At 70.4% G+C, this 22,560-nt stretch carries 22 protein-coding genes; 11 read left to right on the plus strand and 11 right to left on the minus strand.

The genetic code is table 11. The annotated features are described in order from the left end of the window. Positions 1-30 precede the first annotated feature (30 nt). Positions 31-2,568: an ATP-dependent Clp protease ATP-binding subunit gene (locus ACFOW8_RS24055; RefSeq protein WP_449289778.1), complete on the minus strand. Its 2,538-nt coding sequence runs from the start codon at positions 2,566-2,568 to the stop codon at positions 31-33. A gap of 341 nt (positions 2,569-2,909) precedes the next feature. Here ACFOW8_RS24055 and ACFOW8_RS24060 point away from each other — a divergent pair, with 341 nt between their 5' ends. Then, the gene (locus ACFOW8_RS24060) at positions 2,910-4,976 is read left to right on the plus strand and encodes an AMP-binding protein (protein ID WP_378553727.1); all 2,067 of its coding nucleotides are present in this window, start codon (positions 2,910-2,912) and stop codon (positions 4,974-4,976) included. 150 nt (positions 4,977-5,126) lie between these two features. Here the strand turns inward: ACFOW8_RS24060 and ACFOW8_RS24065 are convergent, their stop codons facing one another. Next, positions 5,127-5,930, minus strand: coding sequence for a VOC family protein (locus ACFOW8_RS24065; protein WP_378553728.1), 804 nt, complete (start codon positions 5,928-5,930; stop codon positions 5,127-5,129). Between the two features lie 300 nt (positions 5,931-6,230). On the opposite strand from ACFOW8_RS24065, the gene ACFOW8_RS24070 reads away from it, so the two are divergent. Together ACFOW8_RS24070 and ACFOW8_RS24075 are read left to right on the plus strand one after the other, a co-directional pair. After that, positions 6,231-8,222 (plus strand): CocE/NonD family hydrolase, encoded by a 1,992-nt coding sequence (locus tag ACFOW8_RS24070; protein ID WP_378554655.1) that lies wholly within the window; start codon positions 6,231-6,233, stop codon positions 8,220-8,222. Positions 8,223-8,317: 95 nt separating this feature from the next. After that, positions 8,318-8,800, plus strand: coding sequence for a gluconokinase (locus ACFOW8_RS24075; RefSeq protein WP_378554657.1), 483 nt, complete (start codon positions 8,318-8,320; stop codon positions 8,798-8,800). Here ACFOW8_RS24075 and ACFOW8_RS24080 read toward each other — a convergent pair. From ACFOW8_RS24080 to ACFOW8_RS24090, 3 genes are all read right to left on the minus strand, one after another. Next, entirely contained in the window at positions 8,791-9,537 is a 747-nt protein-coding gene (locus tag ACFOW8_RS24080) for a M50 family metallopeptidase (protein WP_378553729.1), read from the minus strand. The two genes, ACFOW8_RS24075 and ACFOW8_RS24080, sit on opposite strands and share 10 nt — an antisense overlap. A 9-nt stretch (positions 9,538-9,546) precedes the next feature. Continuing rightward, positions 9,547-10,152 carry a pyridoxamine 5'-phosphate oxidase family protein gene (locus ACFOW8_RS24085; RefSeq protein WP_378553730.1) on the minus strand — a complete coding sequence of 202 codons (606 nt, stop codon included), beginning with the start codon at positions 10,150-10,152 and terminating at the stop codon, positions 9,547-9,549. A 68-nt stretch (positions 10,153-10,220) separates the two neighbouring features. Beyond that, the gene (locus ACFOW8_RS24090; protein WP_378553731.1) at positions 10,221-11,213 is read right to left on the minus strand and encodes an LLM class flavin-dependent oxidoreductase; all 993 of its coding nucleotides are present in this window, start codon (positions 11,211-11,213) and stop codon (positions 10,221-10,223) included. 221 nt (positions 11,214-11,434) lie between these two features. On the opposite strand from ACFOW8_RS24090, the gene ACFOW8_RS24095 reads away from it, so the two are divergent. Beyond that, positions 11,435-12,439, plus strand: a complete 1,005-nt coding sequence (locus ACFOW8_RS24095) for a hypothetical protein (protein WP_378553733.1) — start codon at positions 11,435-11,437, stop codon at positions 12,437-12,439. Positions 12,440-12,448: 9 nt separating this feature from the next. On the opposite strand, the gene ACFOW8_RS24100 is transcribed toward ACFOW8_RS24095, so the two are convergent. Beyond that, positions 12,449-12,997: a hypothetical protein gene (locus tag ACFOW8_RS24100; protein WP_378553734.1), complete on the minus strand. Its 549-nt coding sequence runs from the start codon at positions 12,995-12,997 to the stop codon at positions 12,449-12,451. A gap of 108 nt (positions 12,998-13,105) precedes the next feature. Here ACFOW8_RS24100 and ACFOW8_RS24105 point away from each other — a divergent pair, with 108 nt between their 5' ends. Next, positions 13,106-14,257, plus strand: a complete 1,152-nt coding sequence (locus ACFOW8_RS24105) for a sensor histidine kinase (RefSeq protein ID WP_378553735.1) — start codon at positions 13,106-13,108, stop codon at positions 14,255-14,257. Continuing rightward, positions 14,254-14,895 (plus strand): response regulator, encoded by a 642-nt coding sequence (locus ACFOW8_RS24110; protein ID WP_378553736.1) that lies wholly within the window; start codon positions 14,254-14,256, stop codon positions 14,893-14,895. Before ACFOW8_RS24105 ends, ACFOW8_RS24110 begins: the two co-directional genes overlap by 4 nt. Here ACFOW8_RS24110 and ACFOW8_RS24115 read toward each other — a convergent pair. After that, positions 14,887-15,048 (minus strand): hypothetical protein, encoded by a 162-nt coding sequence (locus tag ACFOW8_RS24115; protein WP_378553737.1) that lies wholly within the window; start codon positions 15,046-15,048, stop codon positions 14,887-14,889. The two genes, ACFOW8_RS24110 and ACFOW8_RS24115, sit on opposite strands and share 9 nt — an antisense overlap. A 279-nt stretch (positions 15,049-15,327) precedes the next feature. Between ACFOW8_RS24115 and ACFOW8_RS24120 the strand changes: the two genes are divergently transcribed. Continuing rightward, complete coding sequence (locus ACFOW8_RS24120) at positions 15,328-15,609, plus strand: hypothetical protein (protein WP_378554659.1); 282 nt, start codon at positions 15,328-15,330, stop codon at positions 15,607-15,609. A 30-nt stretch (positions 15,610-15,639) separates the two neighbouring features. Here the strand turns inward: ACFOW8_RS24120 and ACFOW8_RS24125 are convergent, their stop codons facing one another. The 3 genes from ACFOW8_RS24125 to ACFOW8_RS24135 form a co-directional block, all read right to left on the minus strand. Further along, positions 15,640-16,941: a serine hydrolase domain-containing protein gene (locus ACFOW8_RS24125; protein WP_378553739.1), complete on the minus strand. Its 1,302-nt coding sequence runs from the start codon at positions 16,939-16,941 to the stop codon at positions 15,640-15,642. A 35-nt stretch (positions 16,942-16,976) separates the two neighbouring features. Beyond that, positions 16,977-17,366 (minus strand): VOC family protein, encoded by a 390-nt coding sequence (locus tag ACFOW8_RS24130; protein WP_378553741.1) that lies wholly within the window; start codon positions 17,364-17,366, stop codon positions 16,977-16,979. Between the two features lie 107 nt (positions 17,367-17,473). Next, positions 17,474-18,148: a PaaI family thioesterase gene (locus ACFOW8_RS24135; protein ID WP_378553742.1), complete on the minus strand. Its 675-nt coding sequence runs from the start codon at positions 18,146-18,148 to the stop codon at positions 17,474-17,476. Between the two features lie 137 nt (positions 18,149-18,285). Here ACFOW8_RS24135 and ACFOW8_RS24140 point away from each other — a divergent pair, with 137 nt between their 5' ends. Beyond that, entirely contained in the window at positions 18,286-18,768 is a 483-nt protein-coding gene (locus ACFOW8_RS24140; RefSeq protein WP_378553743.1) for a hypothetical protein, read from the plus strand. 49 nt (positions 18,769-18,817) lie between these two features. Here ACFOW8_RS24140 and ACFOW8_RS24145 read toward each other — a convergent pair whose 3' ends face one another. Next, the gene (locus ACFOW8_RS24145) at positions 18,818-19,825 is read right to left on the minus strand and encodes a YeiH family protein (RefSeq protein ID WP_378553744.1); all 1,008 of its coding nucleotides are present in this window, start codon (positions 19,823-19,825) and stop codon (positions 18,818-18,820) included. 107 nt (positions 19,826-19,932) lie between these two features. Between ACFOW8_RS24145 and ACFOW8_RS24150 the strand changes: the two genes are divergently transcribed. The 3 genes from ACFOW8_RS24150 to ACFOW8_RS24160 all read left to right on the plus strand — a co-directional run bounded on the left by ACFOW8_RS24150 (position 19,933) and on the right by ACFOW8_RS24160 (position 22,560). Continuing rightward, positions 19,933-20,517: a YdcF family protein gene (locus ACFOW8_RS24150; protein WP_378553746.1), complete on the plus strand. Its 585-nt coding sequence runs from the start codon at positions 19,933-19,935 to the stop codon at positions 20,515-20,517. 7 nt (positions 20,518-20,524) lie between these two features. Further along, a complete protein-coding gene (locus ACFOW8_RS24155) occupies positions 20,525-21,466 on the plus strand; it encodes a LysR family transcriptional regulator (RefSeq protein WP_378553747.1) in 942 nt (313 codons plus the stop codon). Positions 21,467-21,759: 293 nt separating this feature from the next. After that, on the plus strand, positions 21,760-22,560 hold the full coding sequence (locus tag ACFOW8_RS24160; RefSeq protein WP_378553748.1) for a GntR family transcriptional regulator: 801 nt from the start codon (positions 21,760-21,762) through the stop codon (positions 22,558-22,560).

Here is a 22,560-nt window from a genome sequence, read left to right on the forward strand (position 1 = left end):
TCCAGCCGGACCGGGCCACCGCTACCGCCACTATTTCCTGGCCGCGGTCTTCTTGTCCTCGCTCTTCTTCTTGGCCGGCTTCTTGGCCTGTTTCGGCGCCGCGCCGTTGGTCTCGGCCTTGACCGGCGCGGCCGCGGTGACGACCAGGTCGTCGCCCGCGGTATCCACCCGCACCGTCGCACCCGGTTCCAGACCGCCGTCGAGGAGCAGCCGGGAGATCCGGTTGTCGAGTTCGCGCTGCACCGTCCGGCGCAGCGGCCTGGCACCGAATTCCGGCTGGAAGCCCCGTTCGCCGAGCCAGTCCACCGCCGTGTCGGTGATGTCGAGCTCGATGTCCTGAGCGGCCAGCATCCGCCGGGTCTTGTCCAGGATCAGGTTCACGATCCGTTCGAGCTGGGTCTTGTCGAGCCGGTGGAACACGATCTGCTCGTCGATACGGTTGAGGAACTCCGGCCGGAAATGGCCACGCAGCCGCTCCTCCAATTCGGGCACGATCGCGTCGACATCGCCGTCGGGCGCCGCCAGGATCAGATCGGACCCGATATTGGAGGTCATGATGACGATGGTGTTCTTGAAATCGACCGTGCGGCCCTTGGAATCGGTGACCCGGCCGTCGTCGAGCAACTGCAGCAGCACATTGAACACATCCGGGTGCGCCTTCTCGACCTCGTCGAACAGGATCACCGAATACGGCTGCCTGCGCACCTTGTCGGTGAGCTGGGCGGCATCGTCGTAGCCGACATATCCGGGCGGCGCGCCGACGAGGCGGGAGACGGTGTGCTTCTCCTGGAACTCGCTCATATCGAAGCGGATCAACCGGTCCTCGTCCCCGAAGACCGCTTCGGCCAGCGCCTTGGCCAGTTCGGTCTTGCCGACACCGGTCGGGCCGAGGAACAGGAACGAACCGATCGGCCGGTTCGGGTCCTTGAGCCCGGCTCGCGCGCGGCGCACCGCCTCGGCGACCGCGACGATCGCCTCGTCCTGCCCGATCACCCGCTTGTGCAGCACGTCTTCGAGCTGGAGCAGCCGCTGCTTCTCCTCGGCGGTGAGGTCGGCGACGGGAATGCCGGTCTGCCGGGAGATCACCTCGGCGATGGCGACCACGTCGACCTCGGGTTCGCCCGCCAGCTCACCGGATTCCGCCAGCTCCTCCTCCTTGGCCGCGATCTCGGCCTTCAGCGCGGTGGCCTTCTCGTAGTCCTCGTTGTCGACCGCGGCGTCCTTCTCCCGGTACAGCCGGGCGATCTCCTCGTCCTTGGCCTTGAGTTCGGGGTCGGGCGTGCCGGAGCGCAGCCGCACCCGCGCGCCCGCCTGATCGATCAGATCGATCGCCTTGTCCGGCATGAACCGGTCGGTGATGTAGCGATCCGACAGCTGGGCCGCGGCGACCAGCGCCTCGTCGGCATAGCGCACCTGGTGATGCTCCTCGTACACGTCGGCCAGCCCACGCAGGATCTCGATGGTGTCCGCGACCGAGGGCTCGGCCACCAGCACCGGCTGGAATCGCCGCTCGAGCGCGGCGTCCTTCTCGATGTGCTTGCGGTACTCGTCGATGGTGGTGGCGCCGACCACGTGCAGTTCGCCACGGGCCAGCGCCGGCTTGAGTAGATTGCCCGCGTCCATCGAGCCCTCGCCGCCGCTGCCCGCGCCGACGATCGTGTGCAGTTCGTCGATGAACACGATCAGTTCGTCGGAGTGCGCGCGCACCTCGTCGAGGATCTTGGTCAGCCGCTCCTCGAACTCGCCGCGGTACTTGCTGCCCGCCACCAGCGTGCCGACATCGAGGGCGATCACCCGGCGGTCGGCCAGCGTGGACGGCACATCGTTGTTGACGATGCGCTGGGCCAGTCCCTCCACGATGGCGGTCTTGCCGACGCCGGGATCGCCGATCAGCACCGGATTGTTCTTGCGTCGCCTGGACAGGATCTCGACGGTCTGCTCGATCTCCTCGGCCCGGCCCACCACCGGATCGACCAGACCCTCGCGCGCCTCGGCGGTCAGATCGCGGCCGTATTCGTCCAGCGTCGGGGTATCGGACTTCTGCTTGCGCTTGGCGGGGCCACCCGGCGTGGCAGGGCCGGTGGTGGCGCCGGTCTGGGACGCCGCGATGCCCGCCATCAGCGCCTGGGCGGCAATGCTGTCGGACAGCGAGGCGATGCCGAGCAGAATGTGCTCTGGCCCGATGTAGCTGCTGCCGGACTGGGCGGCTTGGCGCTGGGCGGCGCGCAGGGCCGTCTTCGTGCCGGGGCTGAGTGTGATGTCGGCCAGATCGTCCGCACTGGGCGCGCCGGTGTCGAGGTAGTCCTGCATCTGCTCGGCAACCTGGTCGGGATCGAGGCTGAGCTCGGCGACGATGCTGCGGCCCGGCTCCGCCTCGGTGGCCGCGTAGAGCAGATGTTCGGGGGTGATCTCCGGATTTCCCCATTCCTGGGCGGCCTCGCGCGCGGTGCCGATGAGCAGTTTGGCGTTGTCGGTCATGAGTCGGCCCAGGTCGATGCGCTGTACCGGCGGTTTCGCCGACATGCCCGGGCCGAAGAAGCGCTGGAAGATGTCATCGAAGGAATTCATCGAACCTGGCCAGCTCGCTGTCATATGTCCACACCTCTTCGCTCGACGTGCCGCGTGCCGCGGCGACTCCTGCAGATCGGGTTGGTACTGCTGGCAATACTTCGGCATCCCCGCGCCGGGTGCAAGCAGTTGGACAGTTTCACATCGGCGACGTCGCGCGGTATGGCGCGCGAGACAAAGTCCGGTGGAACACGTCCCAAACCACCGGTTTTGTCTGATTCTTGATCCTGGAGCGGCACGGACAGGTAGCGTGACGACCCGCGTCGCGGCATCGGCCGCTGCGCCCAGATTTGCCCGCCGACCGAGCTGGTCGAACAGGCCGACGGGGAAGAGCACGGAGTTTGGTCACCGACGTCATCGATGTCACCGCGGATTTCACCATCGCGCGGCAAGCACTGTGGGATGTACTGCTGGATCCGCAGAGTTATCCGCGGATGTTCACCGGGATCGGCGGGTGTGACCACGTCGAGGGACCCGACGGGTCGGTGATCTGGCAGGTGCGTGCAGGCTCGGCGGCGGCCGGGATCGTCGAACACGACCTCGTGCTCGAGATCGGCCGCTGGTACGAGAGTTTCGAACTGCGCTGCTCGGCACTCGGCAGTTTCGTCGCGGTGCGTCTGCGCGGCGACGAGCGCCGCACCCGCCTCGACATCACCCTCTTCGCCGCGGGGAAGATGCATCCGGCGCTGGCCGGGCGCGGCAATGCCGCGGTCACCGACTGGGTCAGAGCCGGGCTGCGCCGCACCGCCGACCTGATCGGGGGCACCAGATCCTCGGTGGTGGTCAATGCCGAGCGTTCGATGCTGCGCCGCAACGCCGGGGTCGCGCGCAGTATCGCGGCGACCGGGCTGGTGCGCGCCGAACCGCTCTCGATCGTGAAACAGCTGCGCTCGGTCACGAAATGGGGATTCAATCTGGCCGGTGGCTACGCCGCGGGCGCGGCGCACGCGCCGGAGCGGCTCGCGCTGATCGATGCCGCGAGCACCCGCACCTTCGCCGAGGTCGACGCCAGATCCACCGCGCTGGCCGCGGCGATGCACGCGCTCGGCCTGCGCGCGGGTGACGCCATCGGCCTGCTCGCCCGCAATCACGCCGGGATGGTCGAAACCATGGTCGCCGCGGGCAAACTCGGCGTCGACGTGGCATTGCTCAACGCCGGGCTGTCGGGGCGGCGGATCGAGGAGATCGTGCAGCGGCACCGGCTCACCGCCGTCTATGTCGACGGCGAGCTCGAGCAGCTGATCCGCTACCTGCACAGCGCGATTCCCCGCATCACCACCGACGACCGGCCGCCGCACCCCGACCGCACCACGGTCGCGGATCTGATCGAGCTGGCGCCGGGCGAGTTCCCGATTCCGGCGCACCCCGGACGGCTGATCGTGCTCACCTCGGGCACCAGCGGATCGCCCAAAGGCGCCCGTCGACCGCACGCCAAGGGTTTCGGCACCATCGCCGCCCTGCTGTCGCGGATTCCGCTGCGCGTCGAAGAGGTCATGCTCATCCCGGCGCCGCTGTTCCACACCTGGGGCCTGGCCGGGCTGCAGCTGAGCACCGCACTGCGCGCGACCGTCGTGCTCAGCGACGGCTTCGACGCGCTCGACTGCCTGCGTGCTATCGCCCGGCACCGGATCACCACCTTGATCGTGGTGCCGACCATGGTGGAACGGCTGCTCGATCTCCCCGCCGAGGCGCGCGCCGAGATCGACCTGTCCAGCCTGCGGCACGTGGTGAGCTGCGGTGCGCCGCTGGCCGGCGCGACCGTGCTGCGCTTCCTCGACACCTTCGGCGACGTGCTCTACAACGTGTACGGCTCCACCGAGGTGTCATGGGCCAGCGTCGCCACACCCGCCGACCTGCGGGTCTCACCGACGACCGCGGGCAGGCCGCCGCTCGGCACCAGGGTGGCGGTACTCGGTCCCGACCTGCGGCCGGTGCCGGTCGGGGTCACCGGACACATCTTCGTGGCCAATCACATGCTCTTCGACGGCTATGTGAACGCGGCGCCGCCGGAGGAGGCCGACGGCATGCTCGACACCGGCGACCTCGGCTATCTCGATGCCGCGGGCAGGTTGTTCGTGGCCGGTCGCGACGACGAGATGATCATCTCCGGCGGCGAGAACGTCTTCCCGCGCCCGGTCGAGGAGGCGCTGGCACACCTGCCGCAGGTCTCCGAGGTGGCCGTGGTCGGGGTGCCGGACCGTGAGTTCGGGCAGCGCCTGGCCGCGTTCGTGGTGAAACGCGAAGGGGCAGGCCTGGATTCGGACATGGTTCGCACCTACATCCGCAACCGGCTCAGCCGCTTCTCGGTTCCCCGCGACGTGACGTTCCTCAACGCCCTGCCCCGCGGGGAGACCGGCAAGATCCTCAAGCGGGTGCTGGTGCCGACGGAGTCCGCGCTGAGCGAGTAACTCCTTCGCGTCGACGACAGTCACCGGCGGCGTACACAGCCGGTCGCGGGCGCGCAGCCGTAGCGGCCGGTCTCGCTGTTCGACGAGACCATGCCGCTGCCCCGCGACATCACCGGAGCCGGGTACGGCAGCGCGCCCGCGGGCCCGGTTTCAGGAACCCGTCGGCACCTCACCCACGGCCTTGGCCGGATCGATGACCCCGAACACCTCACCCTGGGGCGCCTGCAGGATGCCCATCCGGCCGAACGGGCTGTCGTCGGGGCCCATGATCACCGAGGCGCCCAGCTCGGTGGCCTTGGCCAGGGTGCCGTCGGTGTCGTCGACCTGGATCCAGCTGAGCCAGTAGGTGGGCGTGTTCAGCGCCGAGGCGTCCATCATGCCGCCGACCTCGTCGCCACCACCGGGCAGCTTGAAGGTGGAGTAGGTGAAGTTCTCGCCGTCACCGATCTCGGTGTAGGTCCAGCCGAAGACCGAGTGATAGAAGTCGTGCGCCTGGTCGTAACCGCCGGTGTGCAATTCGTTCCAGCAGTAGGCGCCGGGCTGGTTGAAGATCCCGGCGCCGGTGTGCGCCTTGGCCTCCCAGACCCCGAACACCCCGCCGGTCGGGTCGGCGCCGACGAACATGCGGCCGACGTCGAGCACGTCGAACGGTGGCATGAACACCTGTCCACCGGCCCGGCTCACCTTCTCGGCGACCTCGTCGGCGCGGTCGGCAGCGAAGTAGGTGGTCCAGGTGGACGGCATCATCTTCATGTTGTCGGGCTTCGGGCCGATGCCCGCGGCGGGTTTGCCGTCGAGCATCGCCATCAGGTAACCGCCCGCGTCGGTCGGCCCGTCCTGGACGTCCCAGCCGAACAGGGCGGTGTAGAAATCGCGAGCGGCGGCGGTGTCGTCGACCTGGCAGTCGATCCAGCAGGGTGTGCCCTGCGGCCAGGCTTCGTCACGTGTCGGCATGTCGAACGTCCTCCTCGGCGATGGATGGGAAAGCAGGCCGGAACCGCTCCGGCATACGCACAGTCAACCACCGGCTACCGACACGTTGTGCGCGTTTGCGGGCCGCTGAACTGGAACAACGTGTTGTCACTGCGACAGGCCGAGCGGGCCGGAGCTGCCCCGGCCGACTCGGCGGCGCTGTTACGGTTTCCGCGCCGATTCTGCGGTGGCCAGGGCAACGAGTGCACACGAACCGGTCGGGGAGCGACATACATGGTGGGTAGAGGTTCCGAACGTGGGTTCGTCCGGATAGCGGTGACGATGCTCGCGCTGGTCGTCGTGCTCTGCTGCGGCGGTGGCCCGGCGGCGGGAGAACCCGCCGACGCTCCGGCAGCGCGCTGGACGGCGTTGCACGACGGGCCAGGTGCCTATCCCGAGGTGCGGATGGAACGCGGGGTCGAGATCACCATGAGCGACGGCGTGGTCTTGAAGGCCGATGTCTACCGGCCCGCCGATGCCGCGGGGGTGATCGAGCAGCGGCCACTGCCGACGATCGTCAGTCTCACGCCCTATTCGAAACTGATGACCGGGCTGATCGAATCGGCGGCCGCGATCCCCGGCCTGCAGGAGACCGCCGTCGACATCGTCCGCAGGCTGAACCTGTCGGCCACCCCGATCAGCGGTTTCGGCGATCTGATGCAGGCACTCGACGGCGGCATGATCCAGACGATGCTCGGGGTGGATCGAAAACTCATCAGGGCCGGCTACACCGTCGCCGTCGTCGACGTCCGCGGAACCGGCCTGTCCCAGGGCAAATGGGATACTCTCGGCGCCCGGGAACAGCTCGACACCCGTGAGGTGATCGAGTGGGCGGCACGTCAGCCGTGGTCCAACGGGCGCATCGGCATGAGCGGCGGCTCCTATTCCGGCATCAATCAATTGCGCGCCGCCGAGAACGCGCCGGCCCCGTTGCAGGCGATCTTCCCCGTCGAGCCGGGCAGCGACCTCATGCGCGATGTGGTCGCACCCGGCGGTGGTGTCGGAACCACCTTCCTGCCGCTGTGGCTGAACTCGGTGAACCAGCTCAAACTCGTGCCGGATGTGGCGTCGATGGCCGACGGCAGTTTCGACTGGACCTGGTTCCACGATCGTCTCGCCGACCCGACAACCAACTTCGATCTGCTCGCCCAGTCGCTGCTCACGCCGTCGCTGTCGGACCTGCCGCCCGCGCTCGACGGCGCGCTCGACGAGACCTCGGCCTTCCGTGAGGCGATCATGGGTCACCCGGAACAGGTGACTGTGCCGACCTTCGTCTACGGCGGCTGGCACGACATCTTCGCCAACAGCGCGACCAAACTGTACGAGCAGATTCCGCTGCCCGCCGGGCGCAAGCAGCTCGTCGTCGGCGACACCTATCACGCCAATCCCGGTGCGGGCACCGGTGTTCCCGGAGCGCCGCCGCGGCTGGACGTGCTGCAGCGGGCCTGGTTCGACAAGTGGCTCAAGGACATCGAGAGCGGGATCGACGATTTCGGCCCGGTGACGGTGAAACAGCAGGGCGGCAGCTGGGTGACGCTGCCGGAATTCCCGATGCCAGGGGTCACGCACCGGCGGGTGTACCTGTCGGCCGCGCCGAGCGGCAGCACCGAGGACAGCCGCCACGACGGCTCGCTACGCGCCACCGGGCCCGGTACCGTCGAGGATCTCACCGTGGCCCCAGGGCTCAGCACGATGTGCTCGCGCGACGCGGCGCAGGGCTCGGCCGGCATGACCGCGGCGCTCGACATCTGTGCCAAGGATTCCCGGATCGCCGAACGCAACGCGCTCACCTTCACCAGTGCGCCGCTGACCGAGCAGACGGTGATCTCCGGGCCGATCAATGTGCGGCTCAACACCGTCCACGACGCCGCTGACGGCTTCTGGCACGTCACCGTCAACGACGTCGCCCCCGACGGCACGTCCACCGTGCTCACCACCGGCCAGCTGACCAGCTCGATGCGCGCGATCGACGAACGCCGCAGCGCCCGCTCGGTCAACGGTGACCTCACCGCGCCGTTCAACCCGCTCACCGTCGACCGGCTGCTGCCGGTGGTACCGGGTGCCCCGACCGCGCTCGACGTGGCGATCATTCCCACCCAGGCGGTCCTCGCGCCGGGACACCGGCTGCGCATCGACGTCTACGCGGGCAACGCGCCCAAGGCACTGCCCTTCCGGCCGATGCTGAACGCGACCGAACTCGCCCCGCAGCATCTGCGGCTCGATCCGGCCGCACCGAGTTTCGTCAACCTGCCCACCGACCGCCCGATTCCCTGAACTCCACGATCGTGGACCACCCGGCCCGTACGGTGGGGTGGCCTGCTGGTTCCGACGCGGAGGAGGGTGCGGTGGCTCAACCTGTCATCGTCGTGATGGGGGTGTCCGGGTGCGGCAAGACGACCGTCGGGGCGTTGCTCGCCGAACGGCTCGGCCTGCCCTACGCCGAGGGCGACGATTTCCATCCCGTCGAGAACATCGAGAAGATGGCGGCGGGGATCCCGCTCACCGACGCCGACCGCCTGCCCTGGCTCGATATCGTCGCCGACTGGCTCGGTGCCCACCAGCGCTCCGGTGGGGTGGCGTCCTGTTCGGCGCTGCGCCGCCCCTACCGTGACCGGCTCCGCGCCGGTGCGCCGACCACCTACTTCGTCCACCTGGCCGCGGGACGGGAGGAACTGCTGCGCCGGATGACGGGCAGGCTCGGGCATTTCATGCCGACCGCACTACTGGACTCCCAGCTGGACACCCTGGAACCACTGGAACCGGACGAACCGGGGGTCACCCTCGACGCGCTGGCGTCGCCGACCACGCTGGTGACCGAGTCGGTCGACGCCTGGCGCGCCGATCACCGCTGAAGCAGCGGGTGCAGCTGCTCGACCGGCGCCAGCAGCAGCGCACCGCCGACCACCAGCGCGGCCAGGCACAGCACGGTGAAGAACAGCACCCACAGCAGCGCGGGCAGATGGGTGAGCCGGGCCAGCTGATCGGCATCGGAATCGGTGCGGCCCGGCTGCCTGCGGCGGCCGCGCTGCAATTCGACGACCGGGCGCACCGCCGCGGCAAGCAGGAACCACGCGGCGAGATAGGCGAAACCGGCCTGCAGCAGGTCGGTGCCGAACCAGGAGACTCCGAACACCAGCGCGCCGAGCACGGCCACGGTGAGCAGGCCGTACACATTGCGGACCTTGATGAGCACCGCGGCCAGCATCAGCAGGGTCGCCCACAGCATCAGCGTGACCCGGCCGGTACCGAGCAGGGCGGCGTAGCCGAGCCCGAGTGCCGCGGGCGCCGGGTAGCCCGCCGCGGCGGTGAGGATCATGCCGAGTCCGGTCGGCTTGCCGCTGGACACAGTGAGCCCCGAGGTGTCGGTGTGCAGGGTGATCGCGTGCAGTCTGCGGCCGGTGAGCAGGGCGACCAGCGCGTGCCCACCCTCGTGCACCACCGTCACCGCCGCGCGGGTGAGCCGCCACAGTGGCCGGTAGCCGACCAGGATCAGCGCCGCCGCGGCGGTGACCAGCACCAGCCACCAGGCGGGCGCGGGCGCAGTGGCCAGGAGTCGATCGAGCAGCGCGCTGGCGGATCCGGTGTGCACCGCCGCACTCTAGCGGGTGCGCGGCCCCGGCGCCGGTTCGCGCGAAACCTGGGACGGCAGGGGATGATCGGGTTCCAGCGCGGGCAGACCGTCGATGCTCACCGCGTTGTCGCCGGCGATGCGACGGGCGAAGTCGGCATCGGTGCGCCGGGTATGGGCCTCGTCGAGGACACTCCGCTCCGCCACCAGATCCAGCTGGGGGACCGACCAGCCGCACGAATCGGCGATCCGATCGACCGAGATCGTCACAATCGCGCGAACTCCGGTGTGGCCGGTACCGAAATGTCCTGCCAGCGTGGCGAATTCGGCATCGTCGGGCCGGACCACCCGACCGGCACCGAACAACCGCAGAATCCGCGCGACGCGGCCGAACGAGCAGAACATCACGGTGATCCGGCCGTTGTCGCGCAGGTGCGCGATGGTCTCCGAACCGCTGCCGAACAGGTCGAGGTAGGCGATGGTGTGGTCGTCGACGACCGCGAAGGTGTCGCGATATCCCTTGGGGGACACATTGACATGGCCGCCGGAGGAGGGCGCGGTGCCGACGAAGAACATCGGCTGGTCGCCGATGAACGCGCGGAGTTTGTCATCGATGCGGTCGAACACCTTGGCCATCACACACTTCCTGCGTCCCACCAGGCGGTGGGCTCCCCGTGCCCATCGTAACCAGCCGGAATCTCGCCTCAGCCCTCGAGCGCCTTGCGGGTGAGTTCGATGGATCGGATTCTGGCGTCGATGTCGTAGACGAGGGTGTTGAGCATCAGTTCGTCGGGCGCGGTCTCGGCCAGCAACCGCGCGGCCTGCGCGCGCACCGTCTCGGGCGAGCCCTGCAGTTGACCGGCCTTGCGCTGGTCGGCGAAGCGGCGCTCGGCGTCGCTGCCGGGGAAGGCGGCGGCCTGCTCCGGCGTGGCCAGTGCCTGCGGCCTGCCCGCGCGCAACTGGGCGAAGGCGAGATCGCGGGGCGCGGCGAGGCGGTCGGCGGCGGCGTCGGTGTCGGCGCAGATCGCCGAGGCGGCGACCATCGTGTACGGCTCCGGCCTGCTCGGCGTCGGCCGGAAATTGTCGCGGTAGAGCGCGAGGGCGGCGGCGGTGTTGTCCGGGGCGATGTGGTGGGCGAAGGCGAACGGCAGCCCGAGTACCGCGGCGACCTGGGCACTGAAACCGCTGGAGCCGAGTAGCCAGATCTCCGGTTCGGCGTCGCGGCCAGGGCTGGCGACGATGCCGTCGGGGTCGGTGCCGCGGAAATAGCCGATGAGGTCGGTGAGTTCGCGGGGGAACGCGTCGGCGCCGAGACCGTCGGCGAGGCGGCGCAGGGCGCGCGCGGTCACCGGGTCGGTGCCGGGTGCCCGGCCGATGCCGAGGTCGATCCGGCCTGGATGCAGGGACTCCAGGGTGCCGAACTGCTCGGCGACGACCAGCGGCGCGTGATTGGGCAGCATCACCCCGCCGGACCCGACCCGGATCCGTGCGGTCGCCGCCGCCAGGTGCGCGAGCAGCACGGCGGGCGCCGCGCTCGCGATCCCGGGCATATTGTGGTGTTCGGCCACCCAGAACCGGCGAAAGCCCAGCTCTTCGGCGCGCTGGGCCAGCTGGGTCGTGGCGTGCAACGCGGCGCCGGTGGTGGTGCCCGCCTGCACCGGCGCCAGATCCAGAACCGACAGCGTGACCCTGCTCATGAGCCTCCTCGACCGTGCACGGAACCCCCTGCACGAGGCCAACCCGCCGCGTCCCGCCGGTATTTCCGGCTCCCCGGTGGCAGCGGGACGCCGGTCGACCGATTTGCTGGAAAGGCACTGGCAGACAAGCGTTTTCTGTCATACCCCCTCGGTATCGTGGAAGAGGTCACAACGAGCCCGGCGCGAAGGTGGCCGGGCGGTGCGAGAACGGGGGCACGGGGATGAGTGACGACCGTGGCGAGCTGCAGCCACCGAGCAGGCATGGAACCACCTGGCGGGAATCGGAATACCGGGTCCTCGCCGACGACCTGCGCGCCGGAGCCGAGCTGGCGCGCACCGCGCGGACGGTGGGCCGCACCGAATCCGCGGTCCGCGCCGCGCTCCGCAATTTCGTGCCGCCCGAGGAACGGGTGCCCGCGGCCGAACGCGAACGCTGGATCCGGGGCCGCCTGGTGGCCGAACCGGAATGGGACTGGTGGGCGGTGGTGGTCGACCAGCACCGGCGCTCACGCAGCGGGCTGTGGTTCACCCGGCACGAGCACTGCGCCCGGATCGGCTGGCGCAGACGTACACCGATGACGGCGCTGGCCCAGGAACTGGGCACCTCGGAGCTGTCGGCCGCCGAACTGCTGCGCTCGCTCGGCCTGGTGAACAGCATCGAGGAAGCCGCCGACCAGCTGGGCGCCACGCCGGGTCTGGCGCTGGCCAAGCGGGTCGCCGCCCGCCGCGACGACGCGGTCGGCGCCAGGTGGATTCTGGTGATCGACGGCGCGGCAGGCACGACCCGTCCCCGGCAGGCCCCGGTCCGCAGGCAGGTCTCGCTGCACGAGTCCCGCGCCGCCGCGGAAGCCGAACGCGATCGGGTACTGGCCTGGCACGCGCGCGTCGGGATGGGCGAGCCGCAGCAACCGGTGTGGTGGACCATCGCCGAACGCGGTCTCGGCGCCACCACCGGGCCCACCCGCTGCGGCACCTTCGACCCCGCCGCGCCCTTCGGCGGCCCGGTCCGCGCCGAGGCGCTCACCGTGGGCGATGTGATCCGGGTGGCGGTCTCCGACGGCGGGTTCCTGCAGGACCGGATCACCGCGATCACCCAGCGTGGACCCGGCGCCCCGATCGTGGTCGATCTGGCGCCGGTGGCGAACTCGCGGGTGCGGCGGGTCGTGGAGTTCACGCCGGGCGAGATGGTGGATGTGGTGCGCGGGCTGGCCGAACACGCGAGCTGAGCGCACCGATCAGCCGCGTCGCGATCCGGTGACCCACACCGGACCGGTGAGCAGCCAGATCACCGTGATCACGCCCAATGTCGCGAACACCTCCGAGAGCTGTGCACGCTGCTGGGCATCGGCCACGGTGGCGCCGAGCACCGAGGTGAGCAGGGCGGCGATGGCGGCGGCGCCGAGCCAGCGGGCGAAGTCGGCCCACTCCTTACGGGTGCGCTCCTGGCCGGATTTCGGCACCCGAACCGGCGCGGGGCCACCGGCGAACCGATGCGCGAACCGCTCGTCGAGCCACCGGATCATGCGGTGGCCGAACATGACGGTGCAGCCGAGGTAGATGCCTGCCAGCCGGTGCGCGAACCCCACCTCGCCGCCGCGGTGCAGATCGAGGGCCACCGCGACCACCAGGACCACATCCAGCACCGGGACCAGCGCCAGCGTCACCAGGCCCGCGCGGCGCAGGCGCGCGACGTAGCGCAGCAACAGGCCGGCCACGACCAGCACCCAGAAGCCGATCTCGCAGGCCGCGATCGTGAGCAGCACGGGATTGTTCAGTTCCGCCATACCGGCACTGTGCCGGACCGACCGCTGCGCCGTCGTCCCGCTGTGGACGGGCACGCGGTCCGTCGTTCGGGGGACCCGGCCACCGGTGGCGGTGTGCTGAAATGAGGAATGCCACCGACCCGCCGCACCGTCCTGGATCGGCTCGCGGAGGTCGCCGACAGCTCCACCGCGGCCGCCGTCGCGGTGTTCCTGGTCGGGCTGCTGTTGTGGGCGGCCGGTGGCTGGGCGATGGTGCAGGACCACGACCTGTACTCGGGGCCGGTGAAATTCGGGCTGCTGTGCGCGGCGTTCGCGATCCAGCTCACCGCCCAACGCAGGCCCGCTCTCGCCTTCGGCCTGATGGTCGCGCTACTCGCCGGGGATTTCGCCTTCGGGCCCTCGCTGCCGCTGTGGATCGCGCTCACCGACGTGATCTTCCTCGCGGTCGTCGGCGGATCGGACCGGCTCGCCGCGGTCGTCGGCTGGTTCGCGGTGCTGGTCACCGCGGGCGGGGCGATGGTGGCGCTGGTCGTTCTCGGCGTCAGGGCGGCCATGTTGGCCGGGCTGATCGGCATCGCCCTCACCTGGTCACCCCTCGGCTACGCGCGGGCGGTGCGGGCCTCCCGGCGGATGGCCGACGCGGAACGACACGCCGCGCGCGCCGAACTGGCCGCGCTCGATGCCGAACGCTCGGCCGCCGTCGGTGAGGAACGCCGTCGGGTGGCGCGCGACCTGCACGACACCGTGGCCGGTCACTTGTCCGCGGTCGCGATCCTGGCCGAGGTGGCGCAGAAGAAGCCAGGCGACACCGACGTCCTGCGATCGATCCGAGCGGGCAGTCTGGCCGCGCTCGACGAGATGCGCGCGACCATCGCCCTGCTCACCGCGCCCGACGATCGCGCTGTCACCGCGCGGCTCGCCTCGCTGGACGGCCTGATCGACGCCGCCGAGGCAGCGGGCGGTTCGGTGACCGTGCGCCGCCCGCCCGACCTCGATCTGCCCACCGCCGTCGAGGCCGTGCTCACCCGCATCCTCGGTGAGGCGATCGCGAACGCCACCAAACACGCACCGGGCGCGCCGCTGCGGATCGATGTGCGCCGTGAGGCGGGCTCGCTGTTGCTGACCGCGACGAATCCCCTGCTGCCGGGGCGGGCCCGCGGAGAGGGAAACGGAGTGCGCAACATGGTCTTCCGGGCCGAATCGCTGGCGGGCACGCTCACCGCGGGCGCTGAGGACGGTCACTGGTCGGTGCGCGCGCGACTGCCGCTGGTGGACCGGTGACGGTCACCGTCGTGGTGGCCGACGATCACGCCACGATCAGAGCCGGCATCACCATGCTGCTCGAGACCTCCGGGCGGATCCGGGTGGTCGGCGAGGCGGGCGACGGCGTCGCCGCGCTGCGCCAAGCTCGCGCGCTCGGCCCCGACGTCGTGCTCATGGACGTGCGCATGCCGCGCGTCGACGGACTGGAGGCCACCGCCGCGGTGGTCGCCGAGACGAGCGCGAAGGTCCTGGTGCTCACCACCTTCGCCATCGACGAGTACGTCCTCGGCGCGCTGGCGGCGGGCGCGAGCGGGTTCCTGCTCAAGTCCGTCGGCGGCGACGAGTTGGTGCGCGCGGTGCTCGCCGTCGCCGAGGGCGACGCCGTCCTCGACCCGAAGGTGACCCGCGCGGTGATCGCCGCGCTCCCACGGGTGCCGGAACCCCCGCCCATCGACCTGTCGGCGTTGACCGAGCGGGAGAGTCAGGTGCTTGCGGGGCTCGGGGCCGGATTGTCGAACTATCAGATCGGCACCCGCCTGCACATCGGCGAGGCGACAGTGAAGACGCATGTCTCGCGGGTGCTGACGAAGCTGGGGGTGCGGTCCCGGGTGCAGGCGGCGGTGATCGCGACCCAGGCGGGCCTGGAACTACCCTGACCGGACGGTCAGCGCGAGTTCCGGATCGGGCCGTTCCGGACGGATCCGGCGTGATTCAAACCAATAAGTCAGCGAAACGGTGGCGTAGGACGCCACCACCACAGCGGTGGTCATCGACACGAACGCGATGATCAACGGAATCAGGAAAGCCATGTGCCCTCCCCGCGGTACGGTGGATGTGCGATGAAGGTGATGGTCAGCGCCACGTCGCGCCACTTCTGAACAAGCCCCGCGTCTTCGATGGTAGGGCTTGGGCGCGCCGAGGGCACGGCCCGGCGGGTGTGACGGCGGTCATGGTTTCCCCGGAGTGTCGTCCACCGCATCGAAGCGGCCTGAGGTTGAATGTTCAATGGATCTGGGGTTCCAGCGCGTCACGAAGTTCTCGACATCGGCATCACCACCTACATCCGACGAAGGAGCACGATCGTGAGCATGATCCTGGCTGTGTTGGACAGTGCCGTTCTCGCGCAGGTCGGCAATCCCACACCGGAGGCCCCGCCGATGGCGGACAAGATCCTGCAGATGGGCCGGTACTTCACCTGGATGATCCTGCTGTCCGGGGTCACCGCCATCACCTACGGCGGCGGCCGCTTCGCTTGGGAGAAGTGGAGCGGCGGCGGCCTGCAGTCACCGAAGATGATCGCCAGCGCCATGGCCGGCGGTGCGGTGGCCACGAGCGCGGGCACGATCATGAACGCGGTGATCGGCGGCTGACCCCGGCACCGGGTGGGGTGGTCGGCGTCCTCACCCGAGGTCGAGCCACCCCGGGGTCCGGTCCAGCGGAGACATCGCCGCGGACACCTGGGCGACCAGCTGCCACGGGCGGTTGACGTCCGTGCTCGCCTTGCCGCTGGTGAGGACGGCGCCGGAGAGTCCGCGTGCGGGGTCGGCCCAGCCGTACTGGGTGGTCAAACCGCTGCGGCCGAAATGGAATCGGGTGTCGCGGCCGAACTTCGAACGGCGGCCGCCGAGTTCGAAACCCGCCCGGCTGACCCGGCCCGCCGCGCCGAGCATGCGGTCCGCGGGCCTGATCGCCGCCCGCAGCGACCCGGCCTCGACGATCCGCACGCCGTCCAGTTCGCCACCGCGCGTGAGGATCTCGTAGAAGCGCGACAGCTCCGCCGCGGTGGTGACCAGATTGCCGGAGGGGAGTTCGGCGGTGAGGAAGGCATCGGCCTGTGCCTTCGAGGCATTGTCCATCCGGCCACCGAGCGCCTTACGCGCGAGGAAACCCGCCACCCGTGACGGCGGCGGACCGGTCTTCACACTCGGCACCACCTGGTCGACCTCGGCCGGGGCGACCCCGAAGTTCGTCCAGCGGAACCCGAGCGGGCGCAGCACCTGCTCGGCCAGATGGTCGCGCATCCGGCGGCCGGTGGCGCGCTGCACGAGCAGACGCTGGATCAAGCCGCCTGTCAGCGCGTGATAGACCCGGAACCGCCCCGGCGGCCAGCTCGGCACGAGATCGGCGAGCGCGGCGACGGCGAGTTCCTCGTCGAGGACGGCCGCGGTACCCGAATGCGGTGCGGTGATGAACGGGATGCCCGCCGAATGCGACAGCACGTCACTGATGGTGATCCGGTCCTTGCCGTGCGCGGCGAACTCGGGGATGTACCGGCAGACAGGGTCGTCGAGCGCGAACGCGCCCTGCTCGGCCAGCATCGTCATCATGGTGGCCGCCACGCCCTTCGCGGTGGAGAAACCACATAACGGCGTCTCGGGGGTGACGAGGACCTTCGCCGCGTCCGGCCCGTCGCCGGGTGCGTTGCCCCAGCCGTGCCCGATCGCGCGGTTGAGCAGCACCCGGCCGTCGCGGCGCAGGCACACCTGGATCGCGGGGGTGGTGCCGAGACGGTACCACCCCCGCACCGACTCCCAGATCGCCGCGACGGCGGGTGCGAGCGATGCGGGTGTGTCCTCGTCGCCGATCGTGGTCACCGCGTCCAGATCGGCGGGGACGGTGACGAGCCGACCGGGATTCGCGCTCGTGCTTCCGTTACGCCGAGGCTCGGTTCCGGCTCGACCTCGATAGCTACGCTCGCTCATCCAGCCACCCTACCGACGGCGCCGGGGGCGGCTGGTCAGGCGAAGGTGCCGGCCAGGACGCAGAACTCGTTGCCCTCCGGATCGGCGAGGACGACCCATGTCTGCTCGCCCTGCCCGACGTCGGCGTGGCGGGCCCCTAGGTCGAGCAGGCGGCGCACCTCGGTGGCCTGGTCGACGTCGGTGGGATTGACATCGATGTGCAGGCGGTTCTTCACCGCTTTTCCCTCGGGCACCCGGAGGAAGCCGAGCGTGGGTGGCACCGGGCCGGGCCGGGACTTGCCCTCCGGCACCAGCGGCGAGCCGATGGCGACGTAATCTTCGCCCTCGGCGTCTTGGACCTCGTAGCCGAGCACCGCACACCAGAAGCGGGCCAGTGCGGGTGGGTCGGCGCAGTCGATCGCGATCTCGGTGAACTTGCTGGTCATCTCGAATCCTCCCCGTCCGATTGGCGACGTTCGCGCCGAGCGTAGCCCCGGGCACCGACAGCCGGGCGCGGGCCGGTGTCAGCCCGCGACGCGGCGACCGGTCCTGATCAGGGCTGGCCGGGGTTGAGCATGATGAACAGGCCGTTGGCCTCGGCGCACAACCGCTCGCCGTCGTGCATGGTGGCGCGCAGGTAGACCTTGCGGCCGTCGACTCGCTCGACCCACCCGCGAATCGTCAGCTCACGGTTGAGCGGCGTGATCGAGCGATAATCGATGGTGAGCGAGGCGGTGCGGGTGACGGCCCTGGTGTGCACCGCCGCGGTCATGCCGAGGATGTCGTCGAACGCCACCCCGATCTGCCCACCGTGCGCGGCGCCGTTGCCACCGAGGTGGAAGGTGCGGAAGGTCAGCTTGGCGCTCACCCCGTCGGCGTCGGCGCTGTCGACGGTGTACGGCGGCAGGGTGATGTTGCCGCGCGATGGCAGGTCGGTGCGGGTCCAGCTGGGCGCCGACCACTCGTCGACCACGGCCTCGTCCAAGCGGGCGTTGAGCTGTTCGAGCGTGGCGATCGCGTCTTTGGCCAGCTCGTCGGACGGGTTGATCAGGCGCGCCTTGTCCATCAGCACGCGCACCTGCTCGATCAGTTCGCCGTAGTGCGGGCCGCCGATCGTCTTGTCCCGCATCTTGTTCGCACGCTGCTGGATCAGCTCGGTCATCGGCCGGAACCCGCCCTCGTGGTGCTCTGCGTCCGGCAGCGAGTTGCCGACCTGTGTATCGTCCATATGTAACACGTTATCGCTGCCGAGCTGGATCGACGCGCGGGGTGTCCCGGTTCGGCCGGTCGCGGTGACCTGGCTCACTCGCCGACCCGGCGTGGTGCGCCTGGTCGTTCCACCCGCCGATCCGGCACACTGGCCCGATGGTTTCCGAGGGTGAGAATCCGCCGCAGGTCGTCGTCCACGTCGGCGACGGGTCGGACGCGCCGCGGGCGGTCGATCCGGCCGACCCCGGCACCGAGGCCACCGATCCCGCGCCCGACCACCCGTTCCTGCTGCTCACCAGGTCCGGCGCCGACCACATCCAGGCCCGGTATCTCGACGACGGCACCTACGAGCTGGAACACACCGCGGGTGTCGACCGCTACCAGCTGTTCACCGGCGACGCACTGCTGGTCCGTGACATCGTCTGGTCCTGGATCCAGGGCGACGACTGGTGGTGCGACACCGTCGCCTGGACGGTGGTCGACCCCGCTGTCGCCGAGCTCGACGCGCTGCGCGCCGAGTTGTCCGGCATGCTCGACGGGATGTCGGCGCTGGACGCGGTCACCGACGACCTCGACCGGGCCCTGGCCCGAGCCGACGAACTTCTCGGTGCCGACCAGGATTCCAGCGAATCGACCTGAGCCCGGCGTCGTTCGCGCTCCATCGGCCGTCCCGACCGGTCCGGCCCGATCACCACCAGCCGGTCAGCGCCATGAGTGCGAGGCTGGTGGTGCCGAGGATCAGGCCGAGGACGCCGCCGAGGATCAGCGGGCGTGGGCCCGCGCTGCGGAGGCGGTCGAGGCTGAGTGAGGTGCCGATGGCGGCGAGCACGGCGGCGATGAGCCAGCCGCTGACCGTGCCGAGCGGCGCGGTGAGGGTGCTCGGCACGATCCCGAGCCCCGCGACCACGGAGGCGACGAGGAACAGGATCACGAACAGCGGCACCGCCCGGTGTAGTGCCACCGCGCCGGTTCCGTCGTCGGCGACGATCCGCCGGCGGCCCAGATGCAGGCCGACGCAGAGCGGGATGATCGCCAGGCTGCGCACCATCTTCACGATCACCGCGAACTGCGCGGCACCGGCTCCGAAGACGACACCGGCCGCCAGCACCGATGACGTGTCGTTGATCGCGGTGCCCGCCCACAGGCCGAACGCGTCGGGGGACAGGCCGATGGCCCGGCCGACCGGCGGATACACCAGCACCGCAACGATATTGAAGATGAAGATGGTGCCGAGCGCGTAGGCGACACGCTGTTTGTCGGGGCGAAGCACCGCGGTGGCCGCGGCGATCGCCGAGGCACCGCAGATCGTGGTCCCGACCGCGACCAGCGTCGCGGATTCGCGATCGACGGCCAGCATCCGGCCGACGACGAAGGCCGCGATCCCGCCGATCAGCAGCGTCGGGAGCAGTACCACCGCCGTCTCGCGCCCCACGTTCAGTACCGACCCCAGCGGCAACCCGAGTCCGAGCAGGACGATGGCGGCGCCGAGCAGCCGGGTACGGGCGAGCTCGAGGCCCGGCTCGAAATCGCCGCCGCGGCCGCCGGCACGGCGCAGCGCGACACCCGTGGCGGCACCGGCACCCAATGCCAGCACGGGGGCGCCGATCATCGGCATCGCCGTGCCGAGCGCCGTCGCGGTGGTAGCGAGCAGGCCGGCGAGGGCGAGGCCGGGAGCGAGGGTCGGTACGCGGTTCACCTCTTCACCATCGCGCCGGAACCGACGCCGAGGTAGCGGCCGAGTTCGGAGGTGCTCATAATCGTGGCTTATGGCCAGTCGGTGTCTCGGTGTGATTTGCTGAAGGTGTGCGCAAAGCAACCGGGTTCGGGCTCGCGGCCGTGGTGGGATGGCTGCTGTGGGGCGAGTGGGCCAACTGGCGGGCGTCGTGGCGAGGCATCGGATCCGGGCGGACCGGGACCGAAGCCGTAGTGGTCCTCGGCTATCGCAACGCGGGGGAGCGGGCGAACGCGATGAACCGGTGGCGGGTGCGCGCGGCCCTGCGCTCCATCGACCCCGCCGCGCCACGAACCCGGCTGGTGCTGTGCGGCGGCGCGGTCGCCGGGCCGGTCACCGAAGCGGCGCTGATGGCCGACTACGCCAGGGGTCGCGGATACCTGGGCGAGCTCGTACGGGAGGAAGCGAGCCGATCCACCTGGGAGAACATCGCTTTCGCGATTCCGTATCTGCGCGACGTGGACCGGATCAAGATCGTCTCCCTGCCCACACACGCCGCGGCCGCCCGCGGCTACCTGGCGCAACAGCGTCCCGAGCTCGCCGCCCGTCTGGTGCGGGGACGGGAGTACCGCTGCGGTGAATGGCTGCCACTGAAGCCGGTGGTGGCCCTGTACGGGGTGGCCAAAACGCTGCGCGGCGGCCCCGATCGCCCATAATCGGCTCATGACCCTGCCGCCCGCCGCCCCCGACCTGGAGGTCCTCGACCTGCTGGTGTCGGTGGCCGAGCTGGGCAGCCTCGGCGCCGCTGCCCGCAGGCACGGCATCAGCCAGCCCGCCGCGAGCATGCGGATCAGCGCCCTGGAACGCCGGTTGCGGGTGAAGCTGCTCGATCGGGGACCGACCGGTTCGGCGCTCACCGACACCGGCCGTGCCGTGGTCGAGCGGGCGCGCACCGTGCTGGCCGCAGTGGGCGAGCTGGTGGACGAAGTCGACCGGTTGCGTGCCGAGCAGGCTCCGCGGCTGCGCATCGCCGCCTCGAAAACCATTGCCGACCATCGTATTCCGCACTGGCTGGCGGCACTGCGCACCGACCGTCCCGAGGTGCTCGTCTCGCTGGAGGTGGAGAACTCCACCCAGGTCGCCGCCCTGGTGCGCGACGGCGTCGCCGATCTCGGCTTCGTCGAAGGGCCGCACCCACCCGCCGGGCTCGGCAGCAAGATCCTCGGCACCGACGACCTGGTCGTCGTCGTCGCGCCGGACCACCCCTGGGCCCGGCGTACCACGCCGGTCGCACTCGCCGAGCTCGCCGGGACCGCCCTGCTGTGGCGTGAGCCCGGTTCCGGCACCCGAGACACCGTCTGGGATCTGCTCAGCACCGCCGCCACTCCCGCGGGGCCCGCCGCCGAACTCGGCTCGGCCGCCGCCATCGTCGCCGCCGCCCGCGCCGGGATGGCCCCGGCCGTGCTGAGCCGCCTGATCGCCGCCCCCGACCTCGCCACCGGTGCCCTCGTCGCCGTCCCCGCCACCGATGCGGCCCGCCTCACCCGTAAGTTCCGCGCCATCTGGCGCCGGACCACCCCGCCCGCGGGCCCCGCCGAACTCCTCGTCGACCGCGCCGCCCGCCTCGAGATCGCCCGCGCTCCGGCGGCCGGTTCCGCCGGATGACGCGGGCGGCGAGCCGTACGCCCGGAGTACCAGGACGCGCGCCTGGGCGCGGCGGCCCACGATGTCCGGCGATCTGGACTGGGTCGGGCACGATCCGCCCTCAGGCACGACCCCAACTGACCGCGGGCCGACGGCCTCGCGCAACCCGTGCGCACCGGGCCGCGGTGGTGGGATTGCCGAAGACTCCGGTATCAGTGCAGGTAGCGGGCTCGAGGTGGGGCGGGTAACTGGCGTAACCATGTGGTAATTGCCCGAAACGTCCGCCGTAACGCGGTGTTCGCAGCATTTCCGGCATGACAGCCACCCCTTCCCCTTCGGCCCGGCCTCGGCCCCCCGATCCCGGTACGGGCCGGCGCAGCGCACCGGCCCGCCGTATCCGTGACATCCTGCGGGCCCGTATCCGCAGTGGCGTGTACGGCAGCCGCCCACTGCCCGCCGAGGCCCAGCTCGCCGCCGACTTCGCCACCAGCCGCAATATCGTCCGCGACGCGCTCACCCTGTTGCGCGACGAGGGCCTGATCGACCGGGTTCCCGGGGCGGGCACGTTCGTCGTCGCGGACAAGGCCGTGCAGGGTCTCGATCGGCTGCGTGGGCTCGCCGAAACCTTCGAGACCCGTAGCGACCGGGTCGTGAACCGGGTCCTGCTCGCCGAGGTGGTGCCCGCGACACCGCTGGTCGCCGAACGGCTCGAGCTCGACGCGGGCGATCCGGTGGTGGCCCTGGAACGGGTGCGCTACCTCGACGGTGCCCCACTGTCACTTGACGCCAGCTACCTCACCGCTGATATCGGCATTCCGCTGCTCGACCAGGACCTCACCGGCTGCGACGTGTTCGGGCTGCTCGAATCCGAACTCGGCCTTCCGCTCGGCTCGGCCGCGGTCGCCATCGAAGCGGTCGCCGCGGATCCGACGGTCGCCGGGCTGCTCGGTGTGCGCGCCGGTTCGCCGCTGCTGTTCCAGGAACGGCTCACCTACACCGACTCCGGCCGGCCCGTCGACCTCGAGTACATCCGCTACCGCGGCGACCGGTTCTCCCTGTCCGGGCGGCTACACCGCGTCCCGGTGACTCCGCGGCGCGCCGTCGCCCGCGACTGA

Origin of the sequence: Nocardia rhizosphaerae (assembly GCF_042650365.1) — a bacterium.
In the GTDB taxonomy this organism is placed as follows: domain Bacteria; phylum Actinomycetota; class Actinomycetes; order Mycobacteriales; family Mycobacteriaceae; genus Nocardia; species Nocardia rhizosphaerae.

Excerpts from the sequence above, each read along its gene's own strand:
- ACFOW8_RS24095 (WP_378553733.1), top strand. The coding sequence starts at position 11,435 with ATGAGTGACGACCGTGGCGAGCTGCAGCCACCGAGCAGGCATGGAACC.
- ACFOW8_RS24100 (WP_378553734.1), bottom strand. The coding sequence starts at position 12,997 with ATGGCGGAACTGAACAATCCCGTGCTGCTCACGATCGCGGCCTGCGAG.
- ACFOW8_RS24130 (WP_378553741.1), bottom strand. The coding sequence starts at position 17,366 with ATGACCAGCAAGTTCACCGAGATCGCGATCGACTGCGCCGACCCACCC.
- ACFOW8_RS24140 (WP_378553743.1), top strand. The coding sequence starts at position 18,286 with ATGGTTTCCGAGGGTGAGAATCCGCCGCAGGTCGTCGTCCACGTCGGC.
- ACFOW8_RS24155 (WP_378553747.1), top strand. The coding sequence starts at position 20,525 with ATGACCCTGCCGCCCGCCGCCCCCGACCTGGAGGTCCTCGACCTGCTG.
- ACFOW8_RS24075 (WP_378554657.1), top strand. The coding sequence starts at position 8,318 with ATGGGGGTGTCCGGGTGCGGCAAGACGACCGTCGGGGCGTTGCTCGCC.
- ACFOW8_RS24085 (WP_378553730.1), bottom strand. The coding sequence starts at position 10,152 with ATGGCCAAGGTGTTCGACCGCATCGATGACAAACTCCGCGCGTTCATC.
- ACFOW8_RS24070 (WP_378554655.1), top strand. The coding sequence starts at position 6,231 with ATGCTCGCGCTGGTCGTCGTGCTCTGCTGCGGCGGTGGCCCGGCGGCG.
- ACFOW8_RS24125 (WP_378553739.1), bottom strand. The coding sequence starts at position 16,941 with ATGAGCGAGCGTAGCTATCGAGGTCGAGCCGGAACCGAGCCTCGGCGT.
- ACFOW8_RS24160 (WP_378553748.1), top strand. The coding sequence starts at position 21,760 with ATGACAGCCACCCCTTCCCCTTCGGCCCGGCCTCGGCCCCCCGATCCC.
- ACFOW8_RS24065 (WP_378553728.1), bottom strand. The coding sequence starts at position 5,930 with ATGCCGACACGTGACGAAGCCTGGCCGCAGGGCACACCCTGCTGGATC.
- ACFOW8_RS24055 (WP_449289778.1), bottom strand. The coding sequence starts at position 2,568 with ATGAATTCCTTCGATGACATCTTCCAGCGCTTCTTCGGCCCGGGCATG.
- ACFOW8_RS24090 (WP_378553731.1), bottom strand. The coding sequence starts at position 11,213 with ATGAGCAGGGTCACGCTGTCGGTTCTGGATCTGGCGCCGGTGCAGGCG.
- ACFOW8_RS24115 (WP_378553737.1), bottom strand. The coding sequence starts at position 15,048 with ATGGCTTTCCTGATTCCGTTGATCATCGCGTTCGTGTCGATGACCACC.
- ACFOW8_RS24105 (WP_378553735.1), top strand. The coding sequence starts at position 13,106 with ATGCCACCGACCCGCCGCACCGTCCTGGATCGGCTCGCGGAGGTCGCC.
- ACFOW8_RS24135 (WP_378553742.1), bottom strand. The coding sequence starts at position 18,148 with ATGGACGATACACAGGTCGGCAACTCGCTGCCGGACGCAGAGCACCAC.
- ACFOW8_RS24120 (WP_378554659.1), top strand. The coding sequence starts at position 15,328 with ATGATCCTGGCTGTGTTGGACAGTGCCGTTCTCGCGCAGGTCGGCAAT.